Source organism: Micromonospora sp. CPCC 206060, assembly GCF_036906895.1.
Taxonomy (GTDB): Bacteria; Actinomycetota; Actinomycetes; order Mycobacteriales; family Micromonosporaceae; genus Micromonospora.
In genome coordinates, this window is record NZ_JBAKHU010000055.1 from 1 (window position 1) to 22,305 (window position 22,305).

20 protein-coding genes and 1 pseudogene are annotated in these 22,305 nt (G+C 71.8%); 11 read left to right on the forward strand and 10 right to left on the reverse strand.

Annotation, left to right across the window (positions count from 1 at the left end):
- The first annotated feature begins 206 nt into the window (after positions 1–206).
- Together V6U90_RS25630 and V6U90_RS25640 are read left to right on the forward strand one after the other, a co-directional pair.
- On the forward strand, positions 207–530 hold the full coding sequence (locus tag V6U90_RS25630; RefSeq protein WP_334441724.1) for a hypothetical protein: 324 nt from the start codon (positions 207–209) through the stop codon (positions 528–530).
- Positions 531–785: 255 nt separating this feature from the next.
- Entirely contained in the window at positions 786–1,145 is a 360-nt protein-coding gene (locus tag V6U90_RS25640; RefSeq protein ID WP_334441817.1) for a hypothetical protein, read from the forward strand.
- 3 nt (positions 1,146–1,148) lie between these two features.
- Here the strand turns inward: V6U90_RS25640 and V6U90_RS25645 are convergent, their stop codons facing one another.
- Positions 1,149–2,141, reverse strand: coding sequence for a tyrosine-type recombinase/integrase (locus tag V6U90_RS25645; RefSeq protein WP_334441726.1), 993 nt, complete (start codon positions 2,139–2,141; stop codon positions 1,149–1,151).
- Positions 2,142–2,291: 150 nt separating this feature from the next.
- Between V6U90_RS25645 and V6U90_RS25650 the strand changes: the two genes are divergently transcribed.
- Positions 2,292–2,924: a LysE family translocator gene (locus tag V6U90_RS25650; RefSeq protein ID WP_334441727.1), complete on the forward strand. Its 633-nt coding sequence runs from the start codon at positions 2,292–2,294 to the stop codon at positions 2,922–2,924.
- A 347-nt stretch (positions 2,925–3,271) separates the two neighbouring features.
- Here the strand turns inward: V6U90_RS25650 and V6U90_RS25655 are convergent, their stop codons facing one another.
- The 5 genes and pseudogenes from V6U90_RS25655 to V6U90_RS25675 form a co-directional block, all read right to left on the reverse strand.
- A complete protein-coding gene (locus V6U90_RS25655) occupies positions 3,272–5,662 on the reverse strand; it encodes an excinuclease ABC subunit UvrA (RefSeq protein WP_334441729.1) in 2,391 nt (796 codons plus the stop codon).
- Between the two features lie 252 nt (positions 5,663–5,914).
- Positions 5,915–6,325, reverse strand: a complete 411-nt coding sequence (locus V6U90_RS25660) for a VOC family protein (RefSeq protein WP_334441731.1) — start codon at positions 6,323–6,325, stop codon at positions 5,915–5,917.
- A gap of 5 nt (positions 6,326–6,330) precedes the next feature.
- A complete protein-coding gene (locus tag V6U90_RS25665) occupies positions 6,331–6,780 on the reverse strand; it encodes a helix-turn-helix transcriptional regulator (protein WP_334441734.1) in 450 nt (149 codons plus the stop codon).
- A 148-nt stretch (positions 6,781–6,928) separates the two neighbouring features.
- Positions 6,929–7,504 carry a GNAT family N-acetyltransferase gene (locus V6U90_RS25670; protein WP_334441737.1) on the reverse strand — a complete coding sequence of 192 codons (576 nt, stop codon included), beginning with the start codon at positions 7,502–7,504 and terminating at the stop codon, positions 6,929–6,931.
- Positions 7,505–7,508: 4 nt separating this feature from the next.
- Positions 7,509–8,236, reverse strand: a pseudogene (locus V6U90_RS25675) (SDR family NAD(P)-dependent oxidoreductase).
- Between the two features lie 96 nt (positions 8,237–8,332).
- Here V6U90_RS25675 and V6U90_RS25680 point away from each other — a divergent pair.
- Together V6U90_RS25680 and V6U90_RS25685 are read left to right on the forward strand one after the other, a co-directional pair.
- Positions 8,333–8,794: a peroxiredoxin gene (locus tag V6U90_RS25680; protein ID WP_334441740.1), complete on the forward strand. Its 462-nt coding sequence runs from the start codon at positions 8,333–8,335 to the stop codon at positions 8,792–8,794.
- Between the two features lie 81 nt (positions 8,795–8,875).
- Entirely contained in the window at positions 8,876–9,583 is a 708-nt protein-coding gene (locus tag V6U90_RS25685) for a hypothetical protein (RefSeq protein WP_334441742.1), read from the forward strand.
- Between the two features lie 106 nt (positions 9,584–9,689).
- Here V6U90_RS25685 and cydB read toward each other — a convergent pair whose 3' ends face one another.
- Both cydB and V6U90_RS25695 read right to left on the reverse strand, forming a co-directional pair.
- On the reverse strand, positions 9,690–10,688 hold the full coding sequence (gene cydB / locus V6U90_RS25690) for a cytochrome d ubiquinol oxidase subunit II (RefSeq protein WP_334441745.1): 999 nt from the start codon (positions 10,686–10,688) through the stop codon (positions 9,690–9,692).
- Between the two features lie 12 nt (positions 10,689–10,700).
- Positions 10,701–12,110: a cytochrome ubiquinol oxidase subunit I gene (locus tag V6U90_RS25695; protein ID WP_334441811.1), complete on the reverse strand. Its 1,410-nt coding sequence runs from the start codon at positions 12,108–12,110 to the stop codon at positions 10,701–10,703.
- A gap of 215 nt (positions 12,111–12,325) precedes the next feature.
- Here V6U90_RS25695 and V6U90_RS25700 point away from each other — a divergent pair, with 215 nt between their 5' ends.
- On the forward strand, positions 12,326–13,096 hold the full coding sequence (locus tag V6U90_RS25700; RefSeq protein WP_334441748.1) for a lysophospholipid acyltransferase family protein: 771 nt from the start codon (positions 12,326–12,328) through the stop codon (positions 13,094–13,096).
- Positions 13,097–13,139: 43 nt separating this feature from the next.
- Here the strand turns inward: V6U90_RS25700 and V6U90_RS25705 are convergent, their stop codons facing one another.
- Positions 13,140–13,637, reverse strand: a complete 498-nt coding sequence (locus V6U90_RS25705) for a LuxR family transcriptional regulator (protein WP_334441750.1) — start codon at positions 13,635–13,637, stop codon at positions 13,140–13,142.
- Positions 13,634–16,009: a helix-turn-helix transcriptional regulator gene (locus V6U90_RS25710; protein ID WP_334441753.1), complete on the reverse strand. Its 2,376-nt coding sequence runs from the start codon at positions 16,007–16,009 to the stop codon at positions 13,634–13,636. The genes V6U90_RS25705 and V6U90_RS25710 overlap by 4 nt, the downstream gene beginning before the upstream one ends.
- Before the next feature lie 126 nt (positions 16,010–16,135).
- Here V6U90_RS25710 and V6U90_RS25715 point away from each other — a divergent pair, with 126 nt between their 5' ends.
- The 5 genes from V6U90_RS25715 to V6U90_RS25735 are packed head-to-tail and all read left to right on the forward strand — an operon-like array spanning position 16,136 to position 22,267.
- A complete protein-coding gene (locus tag V6U90_RS25715; RefSeq protein WP_334441756.1) occupies positions 16,136–17,635 on the forward strand; it encodes a dynamin family protein in 1,500 nt (499 codons plus the stop codon).
- Positions 17,632–19,473, forward strand: coding sequence for a GTPase (locus V6U90_RS25720; RefSeq protein ID WP_334441759.1), 1,842 nt, complete (start codon positions 17,632–17,634; stop codon positions 19,471–19,473). Before V6U90_RS25715 ends, V6U90_RS25720 begins: the two co-directional genes overlap by 4 nt.
- A complete protein-coding gene (locus tag V6U90_RS25725; protein WP_334441762.1) occupies positions 19,470–20,051 on the forward strand; it encodes a hypothetical protein in 582 nt (193 codons plus the stop codon). The genes V6U90_RS25720 and V6U90_RS25725 overlap by 4 nt, the downstream gene beginning before the upstream one ends.
- A gap of 38 nt (positions 20,052–20,089) precedes the next feature.
- Positions 20,090–20,863 (forward strand): glycerophosphodiester phosphodiesterase, encoded by a 774-nt coding sequence (locus V6U90_RS25730; RefSeq protein WP_334441813.1) that lies wholly within the window; start codon positions 20,090–20,092, stop codon positions 20,861–20,863.
- An 18-nt stretch (positions 20,864–20,881) separates the two neighbouring features.
- Complete coding sequence (locus tag V6U90_RS25735; RefSeq protein WP_334441765.1) at positions 20,882–22,267, forward strand: MFS transporter; 1,386 nt, start codon at positions 20,882–20,884, stop codon at positions 22,265–22,267.
- The last annotated feature ends 38 nt before the right edge of the window (positions 22,268–22,305 follow it).

The following is a 22,305-nucleotide window of genomic DNA, read 5'->3' on the forward strand; positions in this document are numbered from 1 at the left end:
ACCACTGGCCCTGGCAAGCAGCGTTCGACAACCTGTTCACCGCCGTCCAGACCGCACCCGGCTGACCACACCCACCAGCAGAACCGGGCGGCCCGACCACAGGCCACAATCCCCATTCACCCCACAAACACGACTCGAGCAAGCCGACCAACGATCGGCGGCTCCCGCACACCCGCCGACTCACCCCATATCGAAATGATCAACCGGTGATCGCCGCCAACCGCGTCGGTGGATCGAGGCTAAGACGGGCCAGGCGCGGCGGACCGCAGACGCCGCCCCGCCGCACGGTCATCGGTGCCGACGACGCGCGGCAGGTGAATCGAGGCTTCCGCAACCAGCTTCATGGGCGTGCCGTACGTCCCGAGCCCGCCGAACGGCGCTACCTGGCTGGCCCTTCGGCGTGCAATCCGGTCGAACCTGAACTAGTCAGGCATGCCGTTGTCACGGCTGCCGTCCTCGTTCTGTCGAGAATCGCGCATCCGACGCCGCACAGCCAGGGCAGCAGCAAGACCGACGCTGGCAGCGATTAGCTGCACCAAGCTGTTAGCCAAGTTGACGAGTTCAGCCAGTTCGTGGGGGATACCCACCGCAGCCTCCGAGGTCGATTCCTCCCGCGCGCCATGCGGCGCGCGGCCCCCCCGCGAGGCCCGGTGGATGTCTCGCTCCACGGGCAACTGTGTTCAGTGTGCCAGGTCCCGACAAGGCTTCGCGCGGTGAAGTCCCGGCGCACGAGATCGTCATGTACCGGTGGGCCTACCTTGTCGCCCTTGCCGCGACGCTTGCGCTTGCCGAACCTGCTCCACCAGCCGTTACCCGAGCAGATCCGCCACGCGGTCCGATCGGCCATCGCCTGTCCGGCGGTGCGGACCTCGTCAACCAGGAACCGTGGCGTACCCGTTGCCCCAGACCAGCTGCGCCCCCGCCTGTGCTTCGCCGGCTCCGCCGACGACATCACCTACGACGAACGCTGGGGCGGCGTCCACCTCAGCATCGCCGGCCCGCTGACCACCCACCGCACCGAAGTGGAGCACCTCGGCTGGCAGGTTCACATCCTCGACGGCCTCGACCACACCCAGGCCATGCAACCCACCCACGTCCTGCCCGTCCTGCGCCCCTGGCTGACCCGCACCCTCCTCGACACCTGACACTCACCCGTCGCCGTCGGCCACCAACCCGACCAACGCCCGGTTCGTCCGGTTGGCCCGCACCGCCGCCCGCTGCTGACCTGCCGTCACGTCGATGTAGTTCTGACTCGACGCCAGGCTCGCGTGCCCCAGCAACCGCATGATCTCCGCCGCGCTCGCCCCGTCCTCGGCCAACCGGGTAGCAAAGGTGTGCCGCAACGCGTGCAACCGCGCCCCGGCCGGCACCCGGTCACCGATCCCGGCCCGCCGAAAGGCGGAATCCACCAGGTACTGCAGACCACCCCGCCGCAGCGGCGAACCGTGCCGGTCCACCAGCAGCGCCGAGTCCGGGCGTACCGTCCGGGCGCCGAAGCGTACGGCACGGCTGTGCAGGTAGGCGGCCACGATCCGGTCGAGTTCCGGCTCGATGGGGATGGTGCGCGGCCGGCCACCCTTACCGGCCACGTCAACCCGGCGCTCACCATCGCGTCCGGCCAGCGAGGCGACCCGCAGATCCAGCAGTTCCGACAGGCGCAGACCCGCGCACAGGGCCAACGCCAGTACCACCAGGTCCCGCTCCGGCCACGGGTGACGCTGCCGGTGGTCGGCCCGGGCCACCGACGCCAGCAGTTCCTCCGGGGTGTTCTCCCCGCGCAGCGGTTTCGGCCGGGGGATGGGAGCGGCGGGCCGGTCCACGGCGGGCATCGGGTTACCGGCAACGACGCCGTCAGCGACCAGGAAGGTGAAGAAGTTGTTCCACGTCGACCAGGCCCGGTGGATGGAGGCGGGGGAGCGGGGCCCCGCGAACGCGGCGAACGCAGCCCGCAGGGTACGCGCGTCGAGGGCGCTGACGGGGAGGGTCTCGGCGGGGTGAGGGTCGGCGGCCAGCCGGGCGACGGTCAGCAGATCCCGTCGGTAGGCGGCCAGGGTGTGGGGGGAGGGCTTACGGGTGGCCCGGGCGGTGATGAACTGCTCGATCAGTTCGGTCACCGCTGTTTCACCCAGTTTATCGTACATAAGGGACATTATGCAGGATTTTCGGGTTCAGGGGGAAGTGGTGCCGCCCGGGGGATGACATCCGGAATATCGGTCGCGTCTGCCAGGAGGGTCAGACAGCGGATGGAACGGCACACTGGTACCCAGGCCGCGCCGCGACGAGGAGTCAGGGTGAGTGTCACGCAGCTGCTCGTGTTCGCCGGTGTCGTCGTGCTCGGCGCCATGGCGCCGGGGCCGGACTTCGCCGTCGTGATGCGTCATTCGGTGCTCTCCGGCCGGGCGACCGGAATGGCGACGGCGGCGGGGGTGGCCACCGGGGTGCTGGTCTGGGCGGTTGCCGCCGCCACCGGAATCACCGCGCTGGTCGCCGTGGCCTCGGTCGGTTTCACGGTCGTCAAGGTCGTCGGCGCCGCGTACCTGGTGTACTGCGGTGTCCAGGCGCTGCGTTCGGCGTGGCGCGTCGGTCGTTCCGGGACCGGTGCGGACGCCGCGTCTGCGCCGCAGTCGGGTCCGTGGGCGGCGTTCCGGGACGGCCTGCTGTGCAATGTGCTCAACCCGAAGGCGGCGATCTTCTTCATGGCGTTGCTGCCGCAGTTCCTGCCTGACGGCGCGGTCGCCGTCGAGGCGCTGGTGTTGTCGGTCGTCGCGGCGTCGATCACCGCGGTCTGGTTTGTTGCTGTGGCGGCTCTGATCGCGGCGGTCCGCCGCGTACTGTCCCGGCCGGGCGTTCGGCGCGGTGTCGACGCGCTGAGTGGTGTGGTGCTGATCGGTTTCGGGGTCCGGTTGGCGTTCAGCGCCCGGTAGCCCTGCCCGAGGGCCCTCGGCCGGCGGGGCAGGGCCTGATAATCGCCAGGTTTACATAATGGACATTATCGAACTTGGGTGCGGACTCACCCTGGGTTCGCCAGCAGCACCTCACCGCCCCCGGTTTCAGACCCTCGCCGTGGCACAGAAAGCGATCGACGCCCGGCCGTCGTCACGCACACTCGAGTACGTCCGCAGCGTCCTCGTTGCGTACCGCGCACTCCCCGCGTGACCTCTACCGCGCACGCTACGAAGAGCTGAATCAGCGGTCCTTGGCACAAGGCCGGCGCTCGTGGCACGCGGTCATCCATCCGATGGGCTTGGGACGGTGTCCGTGACGGCCTCGGTCAGGTGCCGACGTAGGCCGCGAGGTGCTCGCCGGTGAGGGTGGAGCGGGCGGCGACGAGGTCGGCGGGTGTGCCCTCGAAGACGATCCGGCCGCCGTCGTGGCCGGCGCCGGGGCCGAGGTCGATGATCCAGTCGGCGTGCGCCATGACCGCCTGGTGGTGCTCGATGACGATGACCGACTTGCCGGAGTCGACGAGCCGGTCGAGCAGGCCGAGTAGTTGCTCGACGTCGGCGAGGTGGAGGCCGGTGGTCGGCTCGTCGAGGACGTAGACGCCGCCCTTCTCGGTCAGGTGGGTGGCCAGCTTGAGCCGCTGCCGCTCGCCCCCGGACAGTGTGGTGAGCGGCTGGCCGAGGCTGAGGTAGCCGAGCCCGACGTCGGCGAGCCGGTCGAGGATGGCGTGCGCGGCCGGCGTGCGCGCCTCGCCGGTGCCGAAGAACTCCTCGGCCTCGGTCACCGACATGGCGAGCACTTCGCTGATGTCGCGGCCGCCGAGGTGGTATTCCAGCACTGATGCCTGGAACCGTTTCCCCTGGCATTCTTCGCAGGTGGTGGCGACGCCGGCCATCATCGCCAGGTCGGTGTAGATGACGCCGGCGCCGTTGCAGTTGGGGCAGGCGCCCTCTGAGTTGGCGCTGAACAGCGCCGGTTTCACGCCGTTGGCCTTTGCGAATGCCTTGCGGATCGGGTCGAGTAGTCCGGTGTAGGTCGCCGGGTTGCTCCGTCGCGAGCCGCGGATCGCGCCCTGGTCGATCGATATGACCCCGTCCCGCGTGGACACCGAGCCGTGGATCAGTGAGCTCTTGCCGGAGCCCGCCACGCCGGTGACGGCGACCAGCACGCCGAGCGGGATGTCGACGTCGACGTCGCGCAGGTTGTGTGTCGTCGCGCTGCGGATCTCCAGTGTGCCGGTGGGTGTCCGTACCGTGTCTTTGAGGGCGGCGCGGTCGTCGAGGTGGCGGCCGGTGAGGGTGCCGCTGGTCCGTAGTTCTTCGATGGTGCCCTCGAAGCAGATGGTGCCGCCCGCCGTACCGGCGCCGGGGCCGAGGTCGACGACGTGGTCGGCGATCGCGATCGCTTCCGGCTTGTGCTCTACGACGAGCACCGTGTTGCCCTTGTCCCGTAGCCGGAGCAGTAGTTCGTTCATCCGTTGGATGTCGTGTGGGTGTAGCCCGATGGTGGGCTCGTCGAAGACGTAGGTGACGTCGGTGAGCGACGAGCCGAGGTGGCGGATCATCTTGGTGCGTTGCGCCTCTCCCCCGGACAGGGTGCCCGTGGGCCGGTCGAGTGAGAGATAGCCCAGACCGATTTCCGTGAACGAGTCCAGGAGGTGCTGCAGTCCGGTGAGTAACGGGGCGACCGATGGCTCGTCGAGCTCTCGGACCCAGTCGGCCAGGTCGCTGATCTGCATGGCGCAGAGTTCGGCGATGTTTTTTCCTTTGATCTTCGAGGAGCGGGCGTCTTTGCTGAGCCGGGTGCCGTTGCATTCGGGACAGGTCGTGAATGTCACCGCCCGCTCCACGAAGGCGCGGATGTGGGGTTGTAGGGCGTCGACGTCTTTGGACAGCATTGACTTCTGGATTTTGGGGATCAGGCCTTCGTACGTCAGGTTGATCCCGTCGACCTTGATTTTGGTCGGTTCCTTGTAGAGCAGGTCGTGCAGCTCGCGTTTGTTGTATTTGTTGATTGGTTTGTCTGGGTCGAAGAATCCGCAGCCGCGGTAGATCCGGCCGTACCAGCCGTCCATGCTGTAGCCGGGGATCGTGAGTGCGCCTTCGTTGAGTGACAGGTTGTCGTCGTACAGTGCGGACCGGTCGAAGTCGGTGACCGAGCCCATGCCTTCGCAGCGTGGGCACATGCCGCCGAGACGGGTGAAGGTGGCTTTTTCGGCTTTCGTCTTGCCGCCGCGCTCGATGGTGATCGCGCCGCTGGCCTTGACCGATGGGACGTTGAACGAGTAGGCGTTGGGTGAGCCGATGTGCGGGTGTGCGAGGCGGCTGAAGAGGATGCGCAGCATTGCGTTGGCGTCGGTGGCGGTGCCGACGGTTGAGCGGGAGTTGGCGCCCATTCGCTCCTGGTCGACGATGATCGCGGTTGTCAGCCCTTCGAGGACGTCGACGTCGGGTCGGGCCAGTGTGGGCATGAAGCCCTGTACGAAGGCGCTGTAGGTTTCGTTGATCATGCGTTGCGACTCGGCGGCGATTGTGCTGAACACCAGTGAGCTTTTGCCCGAGCCGGAGACGCCGGTGAACACGGTCAGTCGGCGCTTCGGGAGTTCGACGTTGACGTCCTTGAGGTTGTTCTCGCGGGCGCCCTGCACGCGGATCAGATCGTGGCTGTCGGCGGCGTGCGGCGCAGGCGACTGCGTGTCTGTCCTCGTGGGCGTGCTCATCGTGTCTCCATCTGTCAGCGTCGCGGCTTTATCTGACCGGTTTTGAGCTGTATGCCTGGTTTTTGTTGCTTTGGCCGGTGGTGCCTCTGGGCCTCGGCCATGTGCCGCGCCCGGCCGGGGCGTCAGACTAACCAGCGGCCGTCGTGCGTCAACTCGCGGTCGGCATCTCGTTCACCTCGCGCGTCATGCCTGGTTGCGGCGCGGGAGGATGCGCAACCAGCGGGGGTCGGTGCCCGTTGGTCGTCGGACGGCTCAGCGCGATTCCTGGATGCGGATCATGTTGCCTGCGGGATCGCGGAAGGCGCAGTCGCGGACGCCGTACGGCTGCTCGGTTGGCTCCTGGACGACCTCGGCGTCGCTGGCCTGCAGCCGTTCGAAGACGCCGTCGAGGTCGGGGGTGGCCAGCAGGATCATGGCGTAGGTGCCCTTGGCCATCATTTCGGCGATGGTGCGGCGTTCGTCCTCGGTGACGCCGGGGTCGGCGAACGGCGGGTGCAGGACGATGGACGTGCCGGGCTTGTCGGCGGGTCCGACCGTGATCCAGCGCATCCCCTCGTATCCGACGTCGTTGCGGACCTCGAAGCCGAGGGTGTCGCGGTAGAAGGCCAGGGAGGCCTTCGGGTCGTTGTGCGGGAGGAAGGTCGAGTGAATGGTGATGTCCATGCCGGTCACACTAGGTGCCGCTCGGCGGCCGACACTTCTCGATTCCTGACCGGTCTGGTCACCTGTTTCGCCACGCACGACGGCATCTCCGCCGTCGCGCGCGCCGCGTGGCGCCGGTATGTGCTGGGCGGCACGCCGACCAACTCGGTGAAGCGGGTGCTGAACGTGCCCAGCGACCCGCAGCCGACCGCGAAACAGACCTCGGTGACGCTGAGGTCGCCACGACGCAGCAGTGCCATCGCGCGTTCGATGCGCCGGGTCATGAGATAGGCGTACGGTGACTCGCCGTAGGCGAGTCGGAACTGGCGGCTGAGGTGTCCTGCCGACATGTTCACGCCGCGGGCGAGCGCCTGGACGTCCAGCGGCTGCGTGTACTCCCGGTCGATCCGGTCGCGGACGCGGCGCAGCCGCGCGAGGTCGCGTAGGTGCTGCGCTGCGGCGGGTGTGCTGGTCACCTGCGCGATCGTGTCATGTCGTACCGGAGTTGCCTAGCGTGGCTGGGGCCGTCGGGTCGGCCGGACCACCGGGGTCAGGCCGGTGGCGGCCCGGCCGATCCGGTCTACCACGAGAACCGCCCGGCTGCCCCGGTCGGCGGTCCGCACCCTACGTGTCGGTGGCGAGGCGGGCGTGCAGGTGCATGTCGTGCCAGCCGTCGGTGTGGTGTCCTTCGCCGCGTCGGGTGCCTTCTGCGGGGTAGCCGGCCCGGTGGGCGACGCGGCACGAGGCGGGGTTGGTCACGGAGTGGGACAGTTCGATGCGGTGCAGTCCGAGGGTGGTGAACGCCCAGTGGGTGAGGGTGGTCAGGGCGCGGGGTGCGACGTGTCGGCCGCGGGCGGCGGGTAGGACCCAGTAGGAGATCTCGGCCTGGGCGTCGGGTAGGTGGAGTCGGCGGAGGCTGATCTGGCCGAGGATGGTGTCGGTGGGGTCGGTGACGGCCCAGCCGGCGCCGGTTTCGTGGTGCCAGCGGTGTGGCCAGTGGTTGATCCAGGTGTGGGCTTCGGTGTCGGTCATGCTGCGGCAGTGCCAGCGTTGGATGGCGGGGTCGGCGTAGGCGGCGACGACGACCGGTTGGTCGGTTGGTTGCCAGGGGCGTAGGTGGATGCCGTCGCCGTGCAGGTGGGGTTGTGCTTGCCGGGCGAGGGTGCCGGCGGGGATGGCGGGGGCGACGAGTGCGGGCATCCGGTTACAGGCCGCCGGCGACGCGCAGGATGGTGCCGGTGGTGTAGGAGGCCTGGTCGGACAGGAGCCAGGTGACGGCGCCGGCGATTTCGTCGGGTTCGCCGGGGCGGCCCATGGGGATGCGTCCGGCGGCGCGGTCGGGGCGGTCGGGTACACCGGAGATGGCGTGCAGGTCGGTGCGGATGATGCCGGGGCGACGGCGTTGACGCGGATGCCGTGGGGGGCGAGTTCCTTGGCCAGGCCGATGGTCAGGGTGTCGGTGGCGGCTTTGGTGGCGGCGTAATGGATGTACTCGCCGGGGCTGCCGAGGGTGGCGGCGACGGAGGAGATGTTGACGATGGCGGAGCCGGCGGGCATGCGGCGGGCGGCCTGTTGGGCGCAGAGGATGTAGCCGATGAGGTTGACGTCGATGACGTGGCGCAGGTCGGTGAGGGTGAGGTCGGTGAAGGGTCCGATGGGGCTGGTGACGCCGGCGTTGTTGACCAGGCCGGTGATGGGGCCGAGTGGGGTGGCGGTGTCGAACAGGTGGTGGACCTGGTCGGGGTCGGTGGTGTCGGCGGGTACGGCGATGGCGCGGCGGCCGGCGGCGTGGACGTCGGCGACGACGCGGGCGGCGGCGTCGGCGTCGCGGCGGTAGCCCAGGACGATGTCGTGTCCGGCGGTGGCGAGGTGTCGTACGCAGGCGGCGCCGATGCCTCGGCTGCCGCCGGTCACCACGGTGACGGGTGGCATCCGGTTGGTCCCCTCTCCCCTGTGTCTGGGCGGGTTCACGGTACCGCCGGGTGTGGCGCGTACGCTCGCGCCGGTTGTCGTGGAGAGGAGCCGGTGGTGGCGGGGCTGCGTAGGGGTGATCTGGTCGAGGATTTCGAGTTGCCGGATGAGACGGGTGCGCCTCGGCGGTTGTCGGGGTTTCTGGAGTCGGGGCCGGTGGTGTTGTTCTTCTATCCGGCGGCGATGACGCGGGGTTGTACGGCGGAGAGTTGTCATTTCCGGGATCTGGCGGCGGAGTTCGCGGCGGTGGGTGCGTCGCGGGTGGGGATCAGTCGGGATCCGGTGGGTCGGCAGGCGGAGTTCGCGTCGCGGTACGGGTTGGATTTTCCGTTGTTGTCGGATGTCGACGGTGTGGTGGCGCGGCGGTTCGGGGTGCGGCGGCGGGTGCCGTTGGGGCCGTTGGGTGTGCGGCGGATGACGTTCGTGATCGGGGTGGACCGGCGGGTGGTGGAGGTGGTCCACCGCGAGTTGAGCATGAGTGCGCATGCGGATGGGGCGTTGCGGGCGTTGGGTGGGTGACGTGGGGATGCCGGTGTGCCGGTGTCGGGTGGGCCTGGTAGTAAGGGCGGTAATCAAACAGGTGTACGGAAGAGGGTTGTGATGGCCGCCGAGGGTGCCACGGTGCAGGGGTTGTCCGCGCAGGAGTTGCAGGGGTTCCGGGAGGCGTTGGCTGCGGGCCGGAAGCCGAGGGTGGTGTTCACCGCGTCGGCGGGGCAGATCGCGGGTCAGGTGGGTCAGGTGGTGGAGCTGACGGATCCGGCGGTGTCGGATGAGTTCGTGGTGGTGCGGTTCGGTCGTGATGAGTTGCCGTTCTCCCCTGCTGATGTGGCGGTGGCGCCGAAGGGGGCGGGGCGGCGGGTGGAGCCGGTGAAGGTGGAGGCGCCGGTGGAGCCGGTGGTGGCGGAGCCGGAGTTTCTGGTGGAGCGGCGGCCGGTGCCGGCGGCGCGGGAGGAGTCGAGGGTGTCGGGTGGTGAGGCTGCGGTGGCGGCGGAGGCGAAGCCGGCGCGGCGGGCGGTGAAGGCGGTCAAGCCGAAGGGGCCGGCGGGGTTGACGGTGACGTTGGCCTATGCCGAGGGTGAGTGGACGGTGGCGGCGCAGCAGGGTGCGAAGGCGTTGGCGAAGCCGTATGTGATCCGGCCGGTGGAGGCGTTGAAGATGGTGGCGTTGATCGACGTGCCGGGGGTGCAGGAGGCGGTGGAGCAGATTCTGGCTGCGGAGCGGGCGGAGGCGGAGCAGCAGGCGGAGCGGTTGCGGGCGGAGTTGGCGGAGATCGAGGCGCGGTTGGCGGAGTTGCGCGACGCGGGTTGATCGATCGTCGGGGGGGTTCTCCCCCGGTGGGTGTCTTCCGTGGTGGGTGCAGCCCACCAGTGGCCGGTGGTGTGCCGGTTGCTGGTGGGCTGCTGTGGTGTGTGGGTCAGTGTTGGGGGATGTGGTGGGTGCCGATGCGCTTGCGGAACACCCAGTAGGTCCAGGCCTGGTAGGCCAGGACGATGGGGGTGAAGATGACCGCCACCCAGGTCATGATCTTGAGGGTGTAGGCGGTGGAGGCGGCGTTGGTGGTGGTGAGGGTGCCGGCGGCGTCGAGGGTGCTGGGTAGGACGTTGGGGAACAGGGCGGCGAAGAGGGTGGCCACGGCCAGGGCGATGGCGGTGGCGGTGCCGGTGAAGGCCCATCCTTCGCGGCGGGTGCGGGCGGCGGCGAGGCCGCCGAGCAGGGCGGCGGCGGCGCCGACGGCGAGGATGACGGCGGTGGTGCTGCTGCGGATGGTGAGGGTCCAGGTGAGGAAGGCCACGGCGAGGGCGGCGGCGGTGACGCCGAGGCGTACGGCGAGGTGGGCGGCGCGGTGGCGGATGTCGCCGACGGTTTTGAGGGCGATGAAGACGGCGCCGTGGGTGGCGAAGAGGGTGGCGGTGGTGGCGCCGCCGAGCAGGGCGTAGGGGTTGAGCAGGTTGGTCAGGCCGCCGGCGTATTCGTGGTCGGCGGTGAGGGGTACGCCGCGCAGGATGTTGGCGAAGGCGATGCCCCATGCGATGGCGGGCACGAGTGAGCCGATGGTGATGGCGATGTCCCAGCGGCGTTTCCAGGTGGCTTCGGGGCGCTTGTGGCGGTATTCGAAGGCGACGCCGCGGATGATCAGGGCGAGCAGGATGAGCAGTAGGGGCAGGTAGAAGCCGGAGAAGAGGGTGGCGTACCACTCGGGGAAGGCGGCGAACATGGCGCCGCCGGCGGTGATCAGCCAGACCTCGTTGCCGTCCCAGACGGGGCCGATGGTGTTGATCAGGACGCGGCGTTCGCGGTCGTCGCGGCCGAGGACGGGTAGGAGCATGCCGACGCCGAAGTCGAAGCCTTCGAGGATGAAGTAGCCGGTGAACAGTACGGCGATGAGGAGAAACCAGACGGTGGTGAGGTCCACGGTGGGCTCCGGTCAGTAGGCGAAGGCGAGGGGGCGGTCGTCGGCGTCGGTGTCGGTGTTGTGGTCGGTGGGGGTGGTGTCGGGTAGGCCGGCTTTGGCGTAGCGGATGAGCAGCCGTACCTCGATGACGGCGAGGGTGGCGTAGATGAGGGTGAAGGCGGTGAAGCTGGTGAGGACTTCGGTGAGGCTGACGGTGCGGGAGACGCCGTCGCGGGTGAGCATCTCGCCGAAGACGATCCAGGGTTGGCGGCCCATTTCGGTGAAGATCCAGCCGAAGGAGTTGGCGGCCAGGGGCAGCAGGGGCAGGATCAGGCCGGCGCGTAGCAGCCAGCGGTTGGTGGGGGTGCGGCCCTTGCGGCCGGCCCACAGGACCCACAGGGCGATGGCGGCGGCGGCGAGGCCGAGGCCGATCATGAAGCGGAAGCTCCAGTAGGTGACGGGGATGATCGGGGCGTAGTTGCCGGGGCCGTACTGGGTGGCGTACTGGGCCTGCAGGTCGTTGATGCCGGCGACGGTGCCGTCTGCGTCGCCGGTGCCGAGGAAGGACAGCAGGTAGGGGATTTTGAGGGCGTAGACCTCGCGGCTGCCGTCGAGGCTGCCGATGGTCAGGACGCTGAAGGCGGCGGGTGATTCGGTGGTGTAGAGACCTTCGGCGGCGGCCATTTTCATGGGCTGCACCTCGGTCATGATCTTGCCTTGGATGTCGCCGGTGATGAGGACGCCGGTGGTGGCGATGAGGGTGACGATGGCGCCGAACTTGGCGGCGAAGCGGTAGGTGTCGGTGTCGTCGGTGCGGTGGCGGTAGAGGTGCCAGAGGGCGACGGTGACGACGAGGCTGCCGGCGACGAGGAAGGCGCCGGCGATGGTGTGCGGGAAGGTGATGAGGGCGACCTTGTTGGTGAGGACGGCGAGGAAGTCGGTGAGTTCGGCCCGGCCGGTGTCGGGGTTGATGCGGTAGCCGACGGGGTTCTGCATCCAGGAGTTGGCGGCGAGGATGAAGTAGGCGCTGAGGTTGCTGCCGATGGCGGCGGCCCAGATGGCGGCGAGGTGGAGGCGTTTGGGCAGGCGGTCCCAGCCGAAGATCCACAGGCCGAGGAAGGTGGATTCGAGGAAGAACGCGACGAGGGCCTCGATGGCCAGGGGTGCGCCGAAGATGTCGCCGACGAAGCGGGAGTAGTCGCTCCAGTTCATGCCGAACTGGAATTCCTGGACGATGCCGGTGACGACGCCCATGGCGAAGTTGATGAGGAAGAGTTTGCCGTAGAACTTGGTGAGTTTGAGGTAGCGGTCGTTGCCGGTGCGGTGCCAGAGGGTCTGCAGGATGGCCACGAGGATGGACAGGCCGATGGTGAGGGGTACGAACAGGAAGTGGTAGACGGTGGTTACACCGAACTGCCAGCGGGCCACATCCAACGCGTCCACCAGTACCCCCAAGGCACGCACGACACAGACTTACTACGAGACGTAGTAAATACTACCGGGCGTCGTGAATGATCTTCAGGGGCGCCGGTCCCCACGACCCGGGCCGAACGGCCCTGATCAGCCCGGGACACCCGGCCCCTCGGCGGGCACGTCCCGCCCCCCACCCAGGGGCCGTCCCGGCCGTCGATGCGCGCCCATGCGACGATTCAGCGCTGATGGACACCCCACCCACCCCCTGGCGTCCGCCCCGGCTGTGGCGCGCCGCGCAGCTCGCCGCCCGGATCGTGGTCGCCGCCACCGCCCGGCTGCACGTCACCGGTGACGTACCCGACGCGCTGCGGGGCGGCCCGCTGATCCTGGCCGCCAACCACATCAGCCCGTTCGACCCGATCGTGCTGGCCGCCGCCTGCCACACCCGCCGGGTCGCACCCCGGATCATGGCCACCGGTGGACTGTTCCGCGCCCCGCTGGTCGGCGCCGCCATGCGCCACTGCGGGCACATCCGCGTCGACCGGCGTACCGCCGACGCGGCGCAGGCACTGACCGACGCCGCCGACGCGGTCACCCGCGGCTCGGTGGTACTGGTCTACCCGGAGGGCCGCATCGGCCTGGACCCCGGCATGTGGCCCGAACGCGGCAAGACCGGCACCGCGCGGCTGGCGTTCGCCAGCGGGGCCCTGGTCGTACCGGTCGCGCAGTGGGGATCACACGAGGTGCTGCCCTACTCGGCGCCGAAGGGCCTGCTGCCGGCGCTGGCGCGGGCGCTTGTGCGCCGCCCGGCGGTGCTGGTGCACTTCGGCGCGCCCGTCGACGTCACCGCAACGGCCACCGGCGCACCCGGCGCGGCACGGCGGGCCACCGACCGGATCATCGACGCGCTCACCGACACGCTGGTGCCGTTGCGGCCCGACGAACCCGACACACCCCGGCACGTCGACCCCAGCCGGCCGGTCGACACCACCCGGACGCACCGCCGTCGCCCCTGACCCCGCCCCCCGGGGGCGACGGTCACCGCGACGGCGTGGCCGGTCAGCCGTCCCGGTGACGCAGATAGGCCAGGACCGCCTCCCGGGTGGTCCGCACCCCCAGGGCGGCGCGGGCCGCGGCGATACGACGGTTCGCGGTACGCAGGGACAGGAACTCCCCCGCCGCGGCGGCGGCGATGGTCTCCCCCGCCGCCAGCCGGGCCAGCAGGGCCACCTGCTCGGGTCGTAGCGACACCCGCGTCGGCGTGGCCGGGGCGAGGGCGAGCCGGTCCAGGTCGGCGCGTAACGCCCTACCCCGGTGGCTGGTCGGGTCGACCACGGCGACCACCCCGGCGCCCCGGGCGGCGGCCAGCACCACCAGCCGGACCGTGTCGTCGTCGGTGACCCGACCGAACAGCACCAGCCGCGCGTCGCTGACGTCCCAGGAGTCACTGATCAGGGCGAACCCCTCCCGGGTGTGCCAGCCGTCACGGGTCAGGGCCCGCAGCACCGGCGTCGCGGCGGCCAGGTCGGGCAGCACATGCCGGGGTACGCCGGTCACCGGGAGACCGCCATGGTCATCGCGGCGGCCGCGGTGCGGGTACGGACACCGAGTTTCCGCATGCCGGCGCGGACGTGGGTCTCCACCGTCTCCACGGACACCCCGAGCCGCCCGGCGATGCGCCGGCTCGGTTCGCCCTGCGCGACCAGCCGCAGCACCTGCTGTTCCCGGTCGGTGAGCGGCCCGTCGCCACGGCCGGCGGCCGGGCCGGTGGTGGCGCCGTGGGCGCGTAACGCCCGGCGGGCCTGCCCGGCCAGCACCACCAGCCCGGCGTCGACGGCGATGCGTTCGGCGTCGGTCAGCGCGGACACCGCCGTGTCCGGGTCGTCGACGGTCGTGGCGTGGGCGAGCAGACAGCGGACCTGTTCCCGGCGGGCCACCGGCGCCCAGCAGTCGGCCGCGGTGGCCAGGTCGGCGGCGGCGCCGCGGTGCCCCGCCCGGGCAGCGGCGAACGCGGTGAGGGTCACCGCCACCGGGTGCGGTGCCCGCTGTGGTGGCACCGCCACGGTCGCGCCGGCGAAGTGGCGGGTGATCGCGTGCAGGCCGGCGATCAGCGGGGCGGCGCCACCACCCAACGGGGCGTGGGCGTGGGCGGGCTGGCCGTCGAGCCAGGCGGCCTCCCGGGCCACCCAGTCGACCACCGGGTTACCGGCGGCGGCAGCCAACCGGGCCCGGGCGGTGGTGAGCAGCCCCGCGTCGGCTTCGACCAGGGCGGCGGCGGCCAGCGCGTAGCCGTACGCCACCGGATGCAGGGTCGCCTCCAGCAGGGCGGTGGCGTCGGTGCCGTCGCCGCGCAGGGCGGTACACCAGTGCCGCAACGCGACCAGCCGGGTCGACCAGCCGTAGCCGTGCCGCAGGGCGTACCGGTCGGCGGCGGTGACCGCCTCGGCCAGCCGGCCGGCGCCGGCGAGGGTGTCGGCGAGCAGCCAGGCGCTCCACGCGGCGGCGAGCCGGTCGGTGTCGGGGTCGTCGGCGGCGGCGGTCAGGTCCTGTTCCCAGCCGGGGGTGCCGGTGGCGGCGGCGAGCGCGGCGAGCGCGGCGCGCAGGCCCGCGTCGGCGGGGCGGTGGCCGTGCCGGGCGGTGACCTCGGCCACGGTGGTCGCCGCCGCCGGCGGGTCGACGGCCAGCGTGGTGAGCAGGCGGATCCGGTCACGGGCGGCCAGCACCGGGGTGGGGGCGGTGTCCGGTACCGGTGCCACGATCCTCGCCGCGCCGGCCGGGTCACCGAGCTGCAGCAGCGCCTCGGCGTGCAGCACCGCCGCGTGGACCCCCAGCGGGGAGGGGCTGCGCAGGGCGGTGACGGCCAGGTCGGGGCGGGCGGCGTGCAGCGCGGCCCGGGCGGCACGGACCCGCACGTCGGGCGGCGGGTCGACCCCGGCCTGGGTGCACGCCAGGGTGAGCAGCTCGGCCCGTACGGTCGGCTCGTCGACAGCGTCGGCGGCGGTGAGGGCGTGCCGGTGGGCGGCGTGGTGGTCACCGGCGGCGGCCAGGTGCGTCACCGCCTCGACCGGGGGCAGCAGCCCGGCGAGCCGGCGGTGCAGGGCGCGGCGGGTCGGTTCGTCGAGCAGACCGGCGGCGACCTCGGCGACGTACGGGCTGACCGGGTGGACCCCGTCGGCGCCGGTGACGGTCAGGGCGGCGGCGGTCAGGTCGGCCACACCGGGGCCGAGCAGGCCCGCCGGTGCGGGCCGGCCGAGCAGACCGAGCACGGCCAGGGCGGTACGGGCCGCCCGCGGCAGGTCGGCACACGCGGTGGCCACGGCGTAGCCGACCTGGTCGAGATCGCCGCCGGTGCCGGTGTCGGGGCGGGCGGTGGCGTGCCGGGCCAGGGCGGTCACCGCCAGGGGTGTCCCGCCGGCCCGGTCGACCAGCGCGGCGGCCGCCGCCGGGGTCAACGCCGGGGCGGTACGCCGCGCCAGGGCGACCGCCGCCGCCCGGTCCAGCGGCGGCACCGGCAGCCAGCCGGTCGCGGCGGCACGCAACGCGTCGACGGTGGCGGCGGGCAGCCGGTGCGGGGTGCGCAACGCGGCCAGGATCCGGCACTGCCCGGCCAGGGCGGTGACCGTGTGCAGGGTCAACGGGTCAGCCCAGTGCAGGTCGTCCAGGACCAGCAGTCCCGCGCCGACCCGGGCCCGCACCGCGTCGACCAGTAGCCTCCGGTCGTGCACCGGCAGCCGCACCCGCAGCGCGTGGGACAGGGCGAAACCGGCGGTGCCGGCGGTGGCGGCCAGCCCACCGCCGACGTACACGCCTGCGGTGACGGTACCGGCGACGGTGTGCAGCAGGGTGCTGCGTCCGCAGCCCGGCCCGCCGTGCACCACGACCAGCCCGGGGTCGGCCACCAGCGTGGCCACCTGCTGCACCAGCGGCACCGGCGTCCACCGTCCCTCGCGGCTGTGGCACGAACATGGGATCCTGCGCCCCGCAGGATATTCGTAGGGTAGGCGCCGGCGGGTACGGCACACCCGGCGGCGACGCAGGTGATGAGGTGGTGACGGATGGTGCGGCAGGAACCCGACACGCAGGGGTTCACCACCCGGGTCGCGGTGTGCTGCGACACGGTCCTGCCGCAGGTGGGCGCCGACACCGCGGCAGCGGTGCGGCAGGTACGCCACCGTCTCGACGCCCCGGTGTGCCTGGCCGTGGCCGGCCGGTTGAACGCCGGCAAGTCCACCCTGGTCAATGCGCTGGTCGGGCGGCGGGTCGCGCCGACCGCGCCGGTCGAGTGCACCCGGCTGGTCACCCGCTACCGGTACGGCACCACCGACCGGGTGGAGGTCGTCGACCGGGCCGGAGCACGCACCGCCGTACCGGTCGACGACGACACGCTCGTACCGCAGCGGGTGCCGGTGCCGTGGGCTCAGGTGGCGTACCTGGACGTGACGGTCACCAGTGACCGGCTGCGCCAGGTGACGGTGGTCGACACCCCCGGGCTGGCCTCGACGGACCGGGCGGTCAGCGACACGGCCCGCCGCTGGTTGCACGGTGCCGTCGACGCCGACTCGGCGGCGGCCGTCGACGCCGCCGACGCGGTGCTGCACGTGCTCACCCAGGCGGTACGCGCCGACGATGTGGCCGCCCTGGCCGCTGCGGGTGACCCGTTGACCGCAGTCGGGATACTCAGCAAGATCGACACGCTTGTCGGGGCCGGTGAGGACCCGTGGCCGGTGGCGCAGGCCCTCGCCGGGCAGCAGGCCCGACTGCTGGCGCACGTGGTGGCCGACGTGGTACCGGCGGTCGGGTTGCTGGCCGAAACCACCCGCACCGGCGGGTTGACCGCCGCGGACGTGGCGGCGCTACGCGCGTTGGCCACCCTGCCGGCCGGGCAGCGGCTGCTGCTGACCGCGTCGACGGACTGGTTCACCGGGCGGGACGCGCCGGTGCCCGCCGACGTGCGGCACCGGCTGCTGCGGCTGCTGGACCTGCACGGGGTCGGGCTGGCCGTGACGTGGCTGGCCGCCGACCCGGATGTGGACTCCGCCACGCTGATCGAACGACTCGCCTGGGCCAGCGGCCTGCGGCAGGTGGAACACCGCGTCGACGAGGTGGTACGCCAACGCGCCGACGTGATCAAGGCCGGCCGGGCGGTCGAGGCGTTGCAGCAGCTGGCCGGGCGGGCCACCGACCCCACCGACCGGGCGGTCCTCACCGACGCGGTCGAGGAGTTGCTGGCCGAACCACGCCAGCACCGGCTGCGGCTGGTGCAGGCCGCCCGGCAGGTCACCACCGGGCGGGTCGGCCTGCCCGAGCGGATGCGCCGGGAGTTGACCCGCCTGGCGACCTCGACCGACGCGCGGTGGATCCTCGACACCGGTGACGTCGACACCGGTGACGTCGACACCGACGGCTTGGCTGCCGCGGCGGTGGCCGCCGCCGGCCGGTGGCGCAGCTTCGCCGTCGGCGCGGCCACCCCCGCGCAGGCCCGCGTCGCGCACCTCACCCACCGGGGATTCCACCTGCTGGCCCAGCAGGTACGCGCCGGGGCGGGCGGCACGTGAGCGGGCGGGTGCCGCTGCAGCGGCTGCTCGACGCGGGTCTGGACACGGCGGTGGCGTACCTGCGCACGGTGGAACCGGACACCGCCGGGCACCTCGAACAGGCCCGCCGCACCGGCGGAACCCGACCCCGGGTGGTGCTGGTCGGTGAACCGAGGGCGGGAAAGAGTTCCCTGGTCAACGCGCTGCTCGGCGCGCCGGATGTGGCGCCGGTGTCACCGCTGGCCGGCACCGGCACGTGGCTGGAGTTCGGGTGGGCGCCGACAGCGACGGTGCGGGTGTGGCTGCCCGGACACGACGACCCGGTACCGGCCGAGCCGGTCGACCTCCCGCGCTGGGTGCTGCCCGACCCGGCGGCGGACACCCCACCGCCACGGCGGGTGCAGGTGGACCATCCGGCGGTGCTGCTGGAGTACCTGACGGTGGTGGACACCCCCGGCGGCGGCGGATGGGACGACACCCACACCACCCTGGCGCTGCGGGCCGCCGACGACGCGGACATCCTGCTGTTCGTCACCGACGCCGCCGGCCCGTTGACCGCCCCGGAACTGGACTTCCTGGCCCGCGCCGCCGACCGGGTCGACGTGGTGCTGTTCGCGTTGACCAAGGTCGACGCCCACGGCGGGTGGCGGGAGGTCCTCGCCGCGAACCGGGCGGCGCTGCGCACCTGGGCGCCGAGATTCGCCGACGCCCCGTGGTTCCCGGTGTCGGCGCGGCTGGCCGGCCTGGCCGCGACCGTCGACGGCACCGACGCCGCCGACCTGTCCGCCGCGTCCGGGATCGCCGCGGTGCAGCGGAGGCTGGTCGACCTGACCGGCCGGGTGGGCCTGCTGCGGCGGGCGAACCTGCTGCGCGCCGCCCGCGCCGAACTGGCCCGCCTGGACGCCACCGCCGCCGAACGGATCCGCGCCACCGACGGTGACCCGGGCGACGGTGACCGGTTCCGCGCGCAGCGCACCGAACTGGCCGCGCAGCGGCGCAGCGAAACCCGACAGTGGTCGTTGGCGTTGGGTACCGAAACCAACCGGGCGCGGGTGGACGCCACCGGCGCGCTGCGCACCGCGTTGCAGCAGGTACAGGAGGAGTTCACCGGACGCATCGAACGGGCCGGGCGCACCGACCTGGCCGGCCTGCCGCAGGAGGTGGACCGGGCGTTGCAGGCGGTGTCGGTGCGGTTGTCCGAGGACCTGGCCGCCCGGTTCGACACCGTCGCCGAGCGGGCGTTGGCGCAACTGTTCGACCCCGGGCAGCGGGCGCTGGTACTCGGCGGGGTGAACGCGACGCTGCGGCACGTGCTGGCCGGTCCGCCGGTGACGTCCGCCGCCGGCACCGACCATGTGATGGTGGCCCTGTCCGCCGGGGGTGTGGCGTTCATGGCCGGGCGGGGCGCGGTCGCGGGCGCCTCGGCCCTCAGCGCCGGGACGCTGCTCGGCGGGTCGCTGGTGGTGCCGTTCGCCGGGCTCGGCCTCGGTCTGGCGGTGGGGGCGTTCGTGCTGTACCGGCGGCGGGTGCACAGCGACCGCGCGCAGGCCCGCACCTGGCTGCGGGAGGTCCTCGCCGAGGCCCGCGCCGCGTACGGCGACGACATCACCCGACGCTTCACCGACCTGCAGTACGCGCTGACAGTGGCGTTGGACGCCGCCGTCGAACGGCGCCTGCAGGACCTCGACGCCCGGATCGCCGAGGTGGACCGGGCGCAGGCGGCGCACCGGTCGGCCCGGGCGGCCGAACGGGCGGCGGCGCAGGCCGCCCGGGAGACGGTACGCGCCCGCCTCGGTCAGGTCGACGAGGTCCTGACCCGGGCCCGGGAGTTGACCGTGGCCGATGGGGAGATGACGTGACCGACATCGACGGCGACTGGCCGGACCCACCCGACGACGACGGTGCGGGATGGACGGCGGACGGGCCGGTACACGGGCAGCCCGACTGGTGGCCGCCACCGTTGGGCGACGACCCGCCACCCGACGCGGGTGACCTCGACGACCCGCTACCCACCGACGACCTGATGCGCTCCGGCGACGGCGACCCGCCGGTGGACGCGCCGCTCGACGACCCGGCGCCGTCGTGGGACACCGACGGGGGCGCACCGCCACCCGCCGGGGTGGACGTGCCGGTCGGCGCGGACCCCGACCTGCCCGTCGGCGCCGACCCCGGCGGTCATTTCCCGGCGCCGTTGACGTTCGACGGGCTACCCGAACCGGTCGACGGGTACCCGTGGGTCGACGTCGGGTTGCTCGGCGACACCCCGGTCGACGTACCACCGGCCGGCGCGGCGCCGCCGGCGGTGACGGACCTGGCCGGCTGGGCCGGCAGCACCGCCGGCGACTGGGCGGCCCTGGCCGCCGACACGGACCCGATGACCTCGGCGCTGGCCCGGTTCTGGGGCGACCTGCCCCCAGCCGACGACGCGGGCCGGTGAGCGGGCCGACCGCGGCGGGCTCGCCGACGGCCGGCATACTGCGCCACGTACGACCGACCTTCGGCTACCTCGACGCCCCCGCGCCGCTGGCGTTCGCCCACCGTGGCGGCGCCGCCCGAGGCGACGAGAACACCACCGCCGCGTTCACCCGGGCCATCGAGTTGGGTTACCGGTACGTGGAGACCGACGTGCACGGCACCGCCGACGGGGTGGCCGTGGTGTTCCACGACACGCTGACCCGGATGACCGGGGACCGGCGGCGTATCGCCGACCTACGGTGGGCGGACCTGGCGACGGTACGCGTCGGCGGGCAGGCCGTCGTACCGCGGCTGGACGAGGTGCTGCACGCCTGGCCGCAGGTGCGGTTCAACATCGACGTCAAAGCCGACGGGGGTGTACAGCCCGCCCTCGACACCGTCGCCCGGGCCGGCGCCGCCGACCGGGTGCTGCTGGCGTCGTTCAGTGACGCCCGGCTGGCGCGGATGCGGGCCCTGGCCGGGCCGGGCGTGGCCACCTCCCTGGGAATGCGGGGCGTGGCCCGGCTGCGGTGGGCGTCGCTGACCGGCCGGCCGGTGAAACTGCCACCGTCGGTGGTGGCCGCGCAGGTGCCGGTGCGGTACGGGCGCATCCCGGTGGTCGACGCGCGGCTGATCCGCTACGCCCACCGGCTCGGACTGCACGTGCATGTCTGGACGATCGACGAACCTGCCGACATGCACGAGTTACTGGATCTCGGTGTGGATGGCATCATGACCGATCACGTCGACGTGTTACGTGACGTGTACACCAGTCGCGGCCACTGGGCCGCCTGAGCACACCGAGGGACCCTGATGGCCGAGACGGTGACCCCCACGGCGGCGCAGACGCCACCGGCGAGTACCCGCCGGGAACGCACCGGCTGGTACTTCTACGACTGGGCGATGTCGGCGTTCTCCACCACCGTCATCACCGTGTTCCTCGGACCGTTCCTGACGTCGGTCACCAAACTGGCCGCCGGCTGTGAGCTGGGCGCGGACAGCTGCACCGGGTACGTGTACCCGCTGGGCATCAAGGTGGCCGCCGGGTCGTACTTCCCGTACCTGGTGTCGCTGTCGGTGTTCCTGACCGTGTTCGTGCTGCCGGTCATCGGTGCGGTGGCCGACCGGTCGGCACGCAAGAAGCCGCTGCTGGCGGCGATGGCGTTCCTCGGCGCCGGAGCGACGGTGGGCATGCTGTTCGTCACCGGCGACCGGTACCTGCTCGGTGGGGTGCTGTTCCTGGTGGCGAACATCGCCTTCGGCGCCGGGGTGGTGGTGTACAACTCGTTCCTGCCGCACCTCGGCGGCCCGGACGACCGGGACGCGATCTCCAGCCGCGGCTGGGCGTTGGGTTACCTCGGCGGTGGGCTGCTGCTGGCGGTGAACCTGGTGGTGGTGCAGACATTCGCCGTCGACGGTGACCCGCAGCGCACCCTGGACCTGGCCCGCTGGTCGATCGTGTCGGCCGGGCTGTGGTGGGCGGTGTTCACGCTGGTGCCGCTGCGCTGGCTACGCGAACACCCCGGGGCGGAGGCGGGCACCGGCGGTAACGTGCTCACCGACGGGTTCCGGCAGTTGGGTCGCACCGTGCGGCAGATGAAGGCGTACCCGCTGACGTTGTTCTTCCTGCTGGCGTTCCTGGTCTACAACGACGGCATCCAGACCGTCATCGCCCTGGCCAGCCAGTACGGCACCGAGGAACTGCGGCTGGGGCAGAGCACCCTGATCGTGACGATCCTGCTGGTGCAGTTCCTGGCCTTCGGTGGGGCACTGCTGCTCGGCGCGCTCGCCAAACGGATCGGCGCGTGGAAGACGGTGCTGATCAGTCTGGTGCTGTGGACCGGGGTGATCCTGGCCGCGTTCCGCCTGCCGGCCGAGGCGCCGCTGCCGTTCATGCTGCTCGGCGCGGGTATCGGTCTGGTACTCGGCGGCAGCCAGGCATTGAGCCGGTCATTGTTCAGTCAGCTGATCCCCGCCGGCCGGGAGGGCGAGTACTACGGGTTCTACGAGATCAGCGACAAGGGCACCAGCTGGTTGGGGCCGCTGGCGTTCGGCCTGGTGTTCCAGCTCACCAACTCCTACCGGGTGGGTCTGGTGTCGCTGCTGATCTTCTTCGTGATCGGGTTCGCGCTGCTACTCGCGGTGCCGATGCGTCGGGCGATCATGGCCGTCGGGAACACCCCGCCCCGGGTACTCTGACCATGCCCATCGGCCGCAGCCGATGGGTTAGGCTCCCC

Coding starts and splice junctions, on each gene's coding strand:
- V6U90_RS25700 (WP_334441748.1), top strand. CDS start 12,326: ATGGACACCCCACCCACCCCCTGGCGTCCGCCCCGGCTGTGGCGCGCC.
- V6U90_RS25645 (WP_334441726.1), bottom strand. CDS start 2,141: ATGTACGATAAACTGGGTGAAACAGCGGTGACCGAACTGATCGAGCAG.
- V6U90_RS25660 (WP_334441731.1), bottom strand. CDS start 6,325: ATGGACATCACCATTCACTCGACCTTCCTCCCGCACAACGACCCGAAG.
- V6U90_RS25685 (WP_334441742.1), top strand. CDS start 8,876: ATGGCCGCCGAGGGTGCCACGGTGCAGGGGTTGTCCGCGCAGGAGTTG.
- V6U90_RS25735 (WP_334441765.1), top strand. CDS start 20,882: ATGGCCGAGACGGTGACCCCCACGGCGGCGCAGACGCCACCGGCGAGT.
- V6U90_RS25715 (WP_334441756.1), top strand. CDS start 16,136: ATGGTGCGGCAGGAACCCGACACGCAGGGGTTCACCACCCGGGTCGCG.
- V6U90_RS25655 (WP_334441729.1), bottom strand. CDS start 5,662: ATGAGCACGCCCACGAGGACAGACACGCAGTCGCCTGCGCCGCACGCC.
- V6U90_RS25670 (WP_334441737.1), bottom strand. CDS start 7,504: ATGCCCGCACTCGTCGCCCCCGCCATCCCCGCCGGCACCCTCGCCCGG.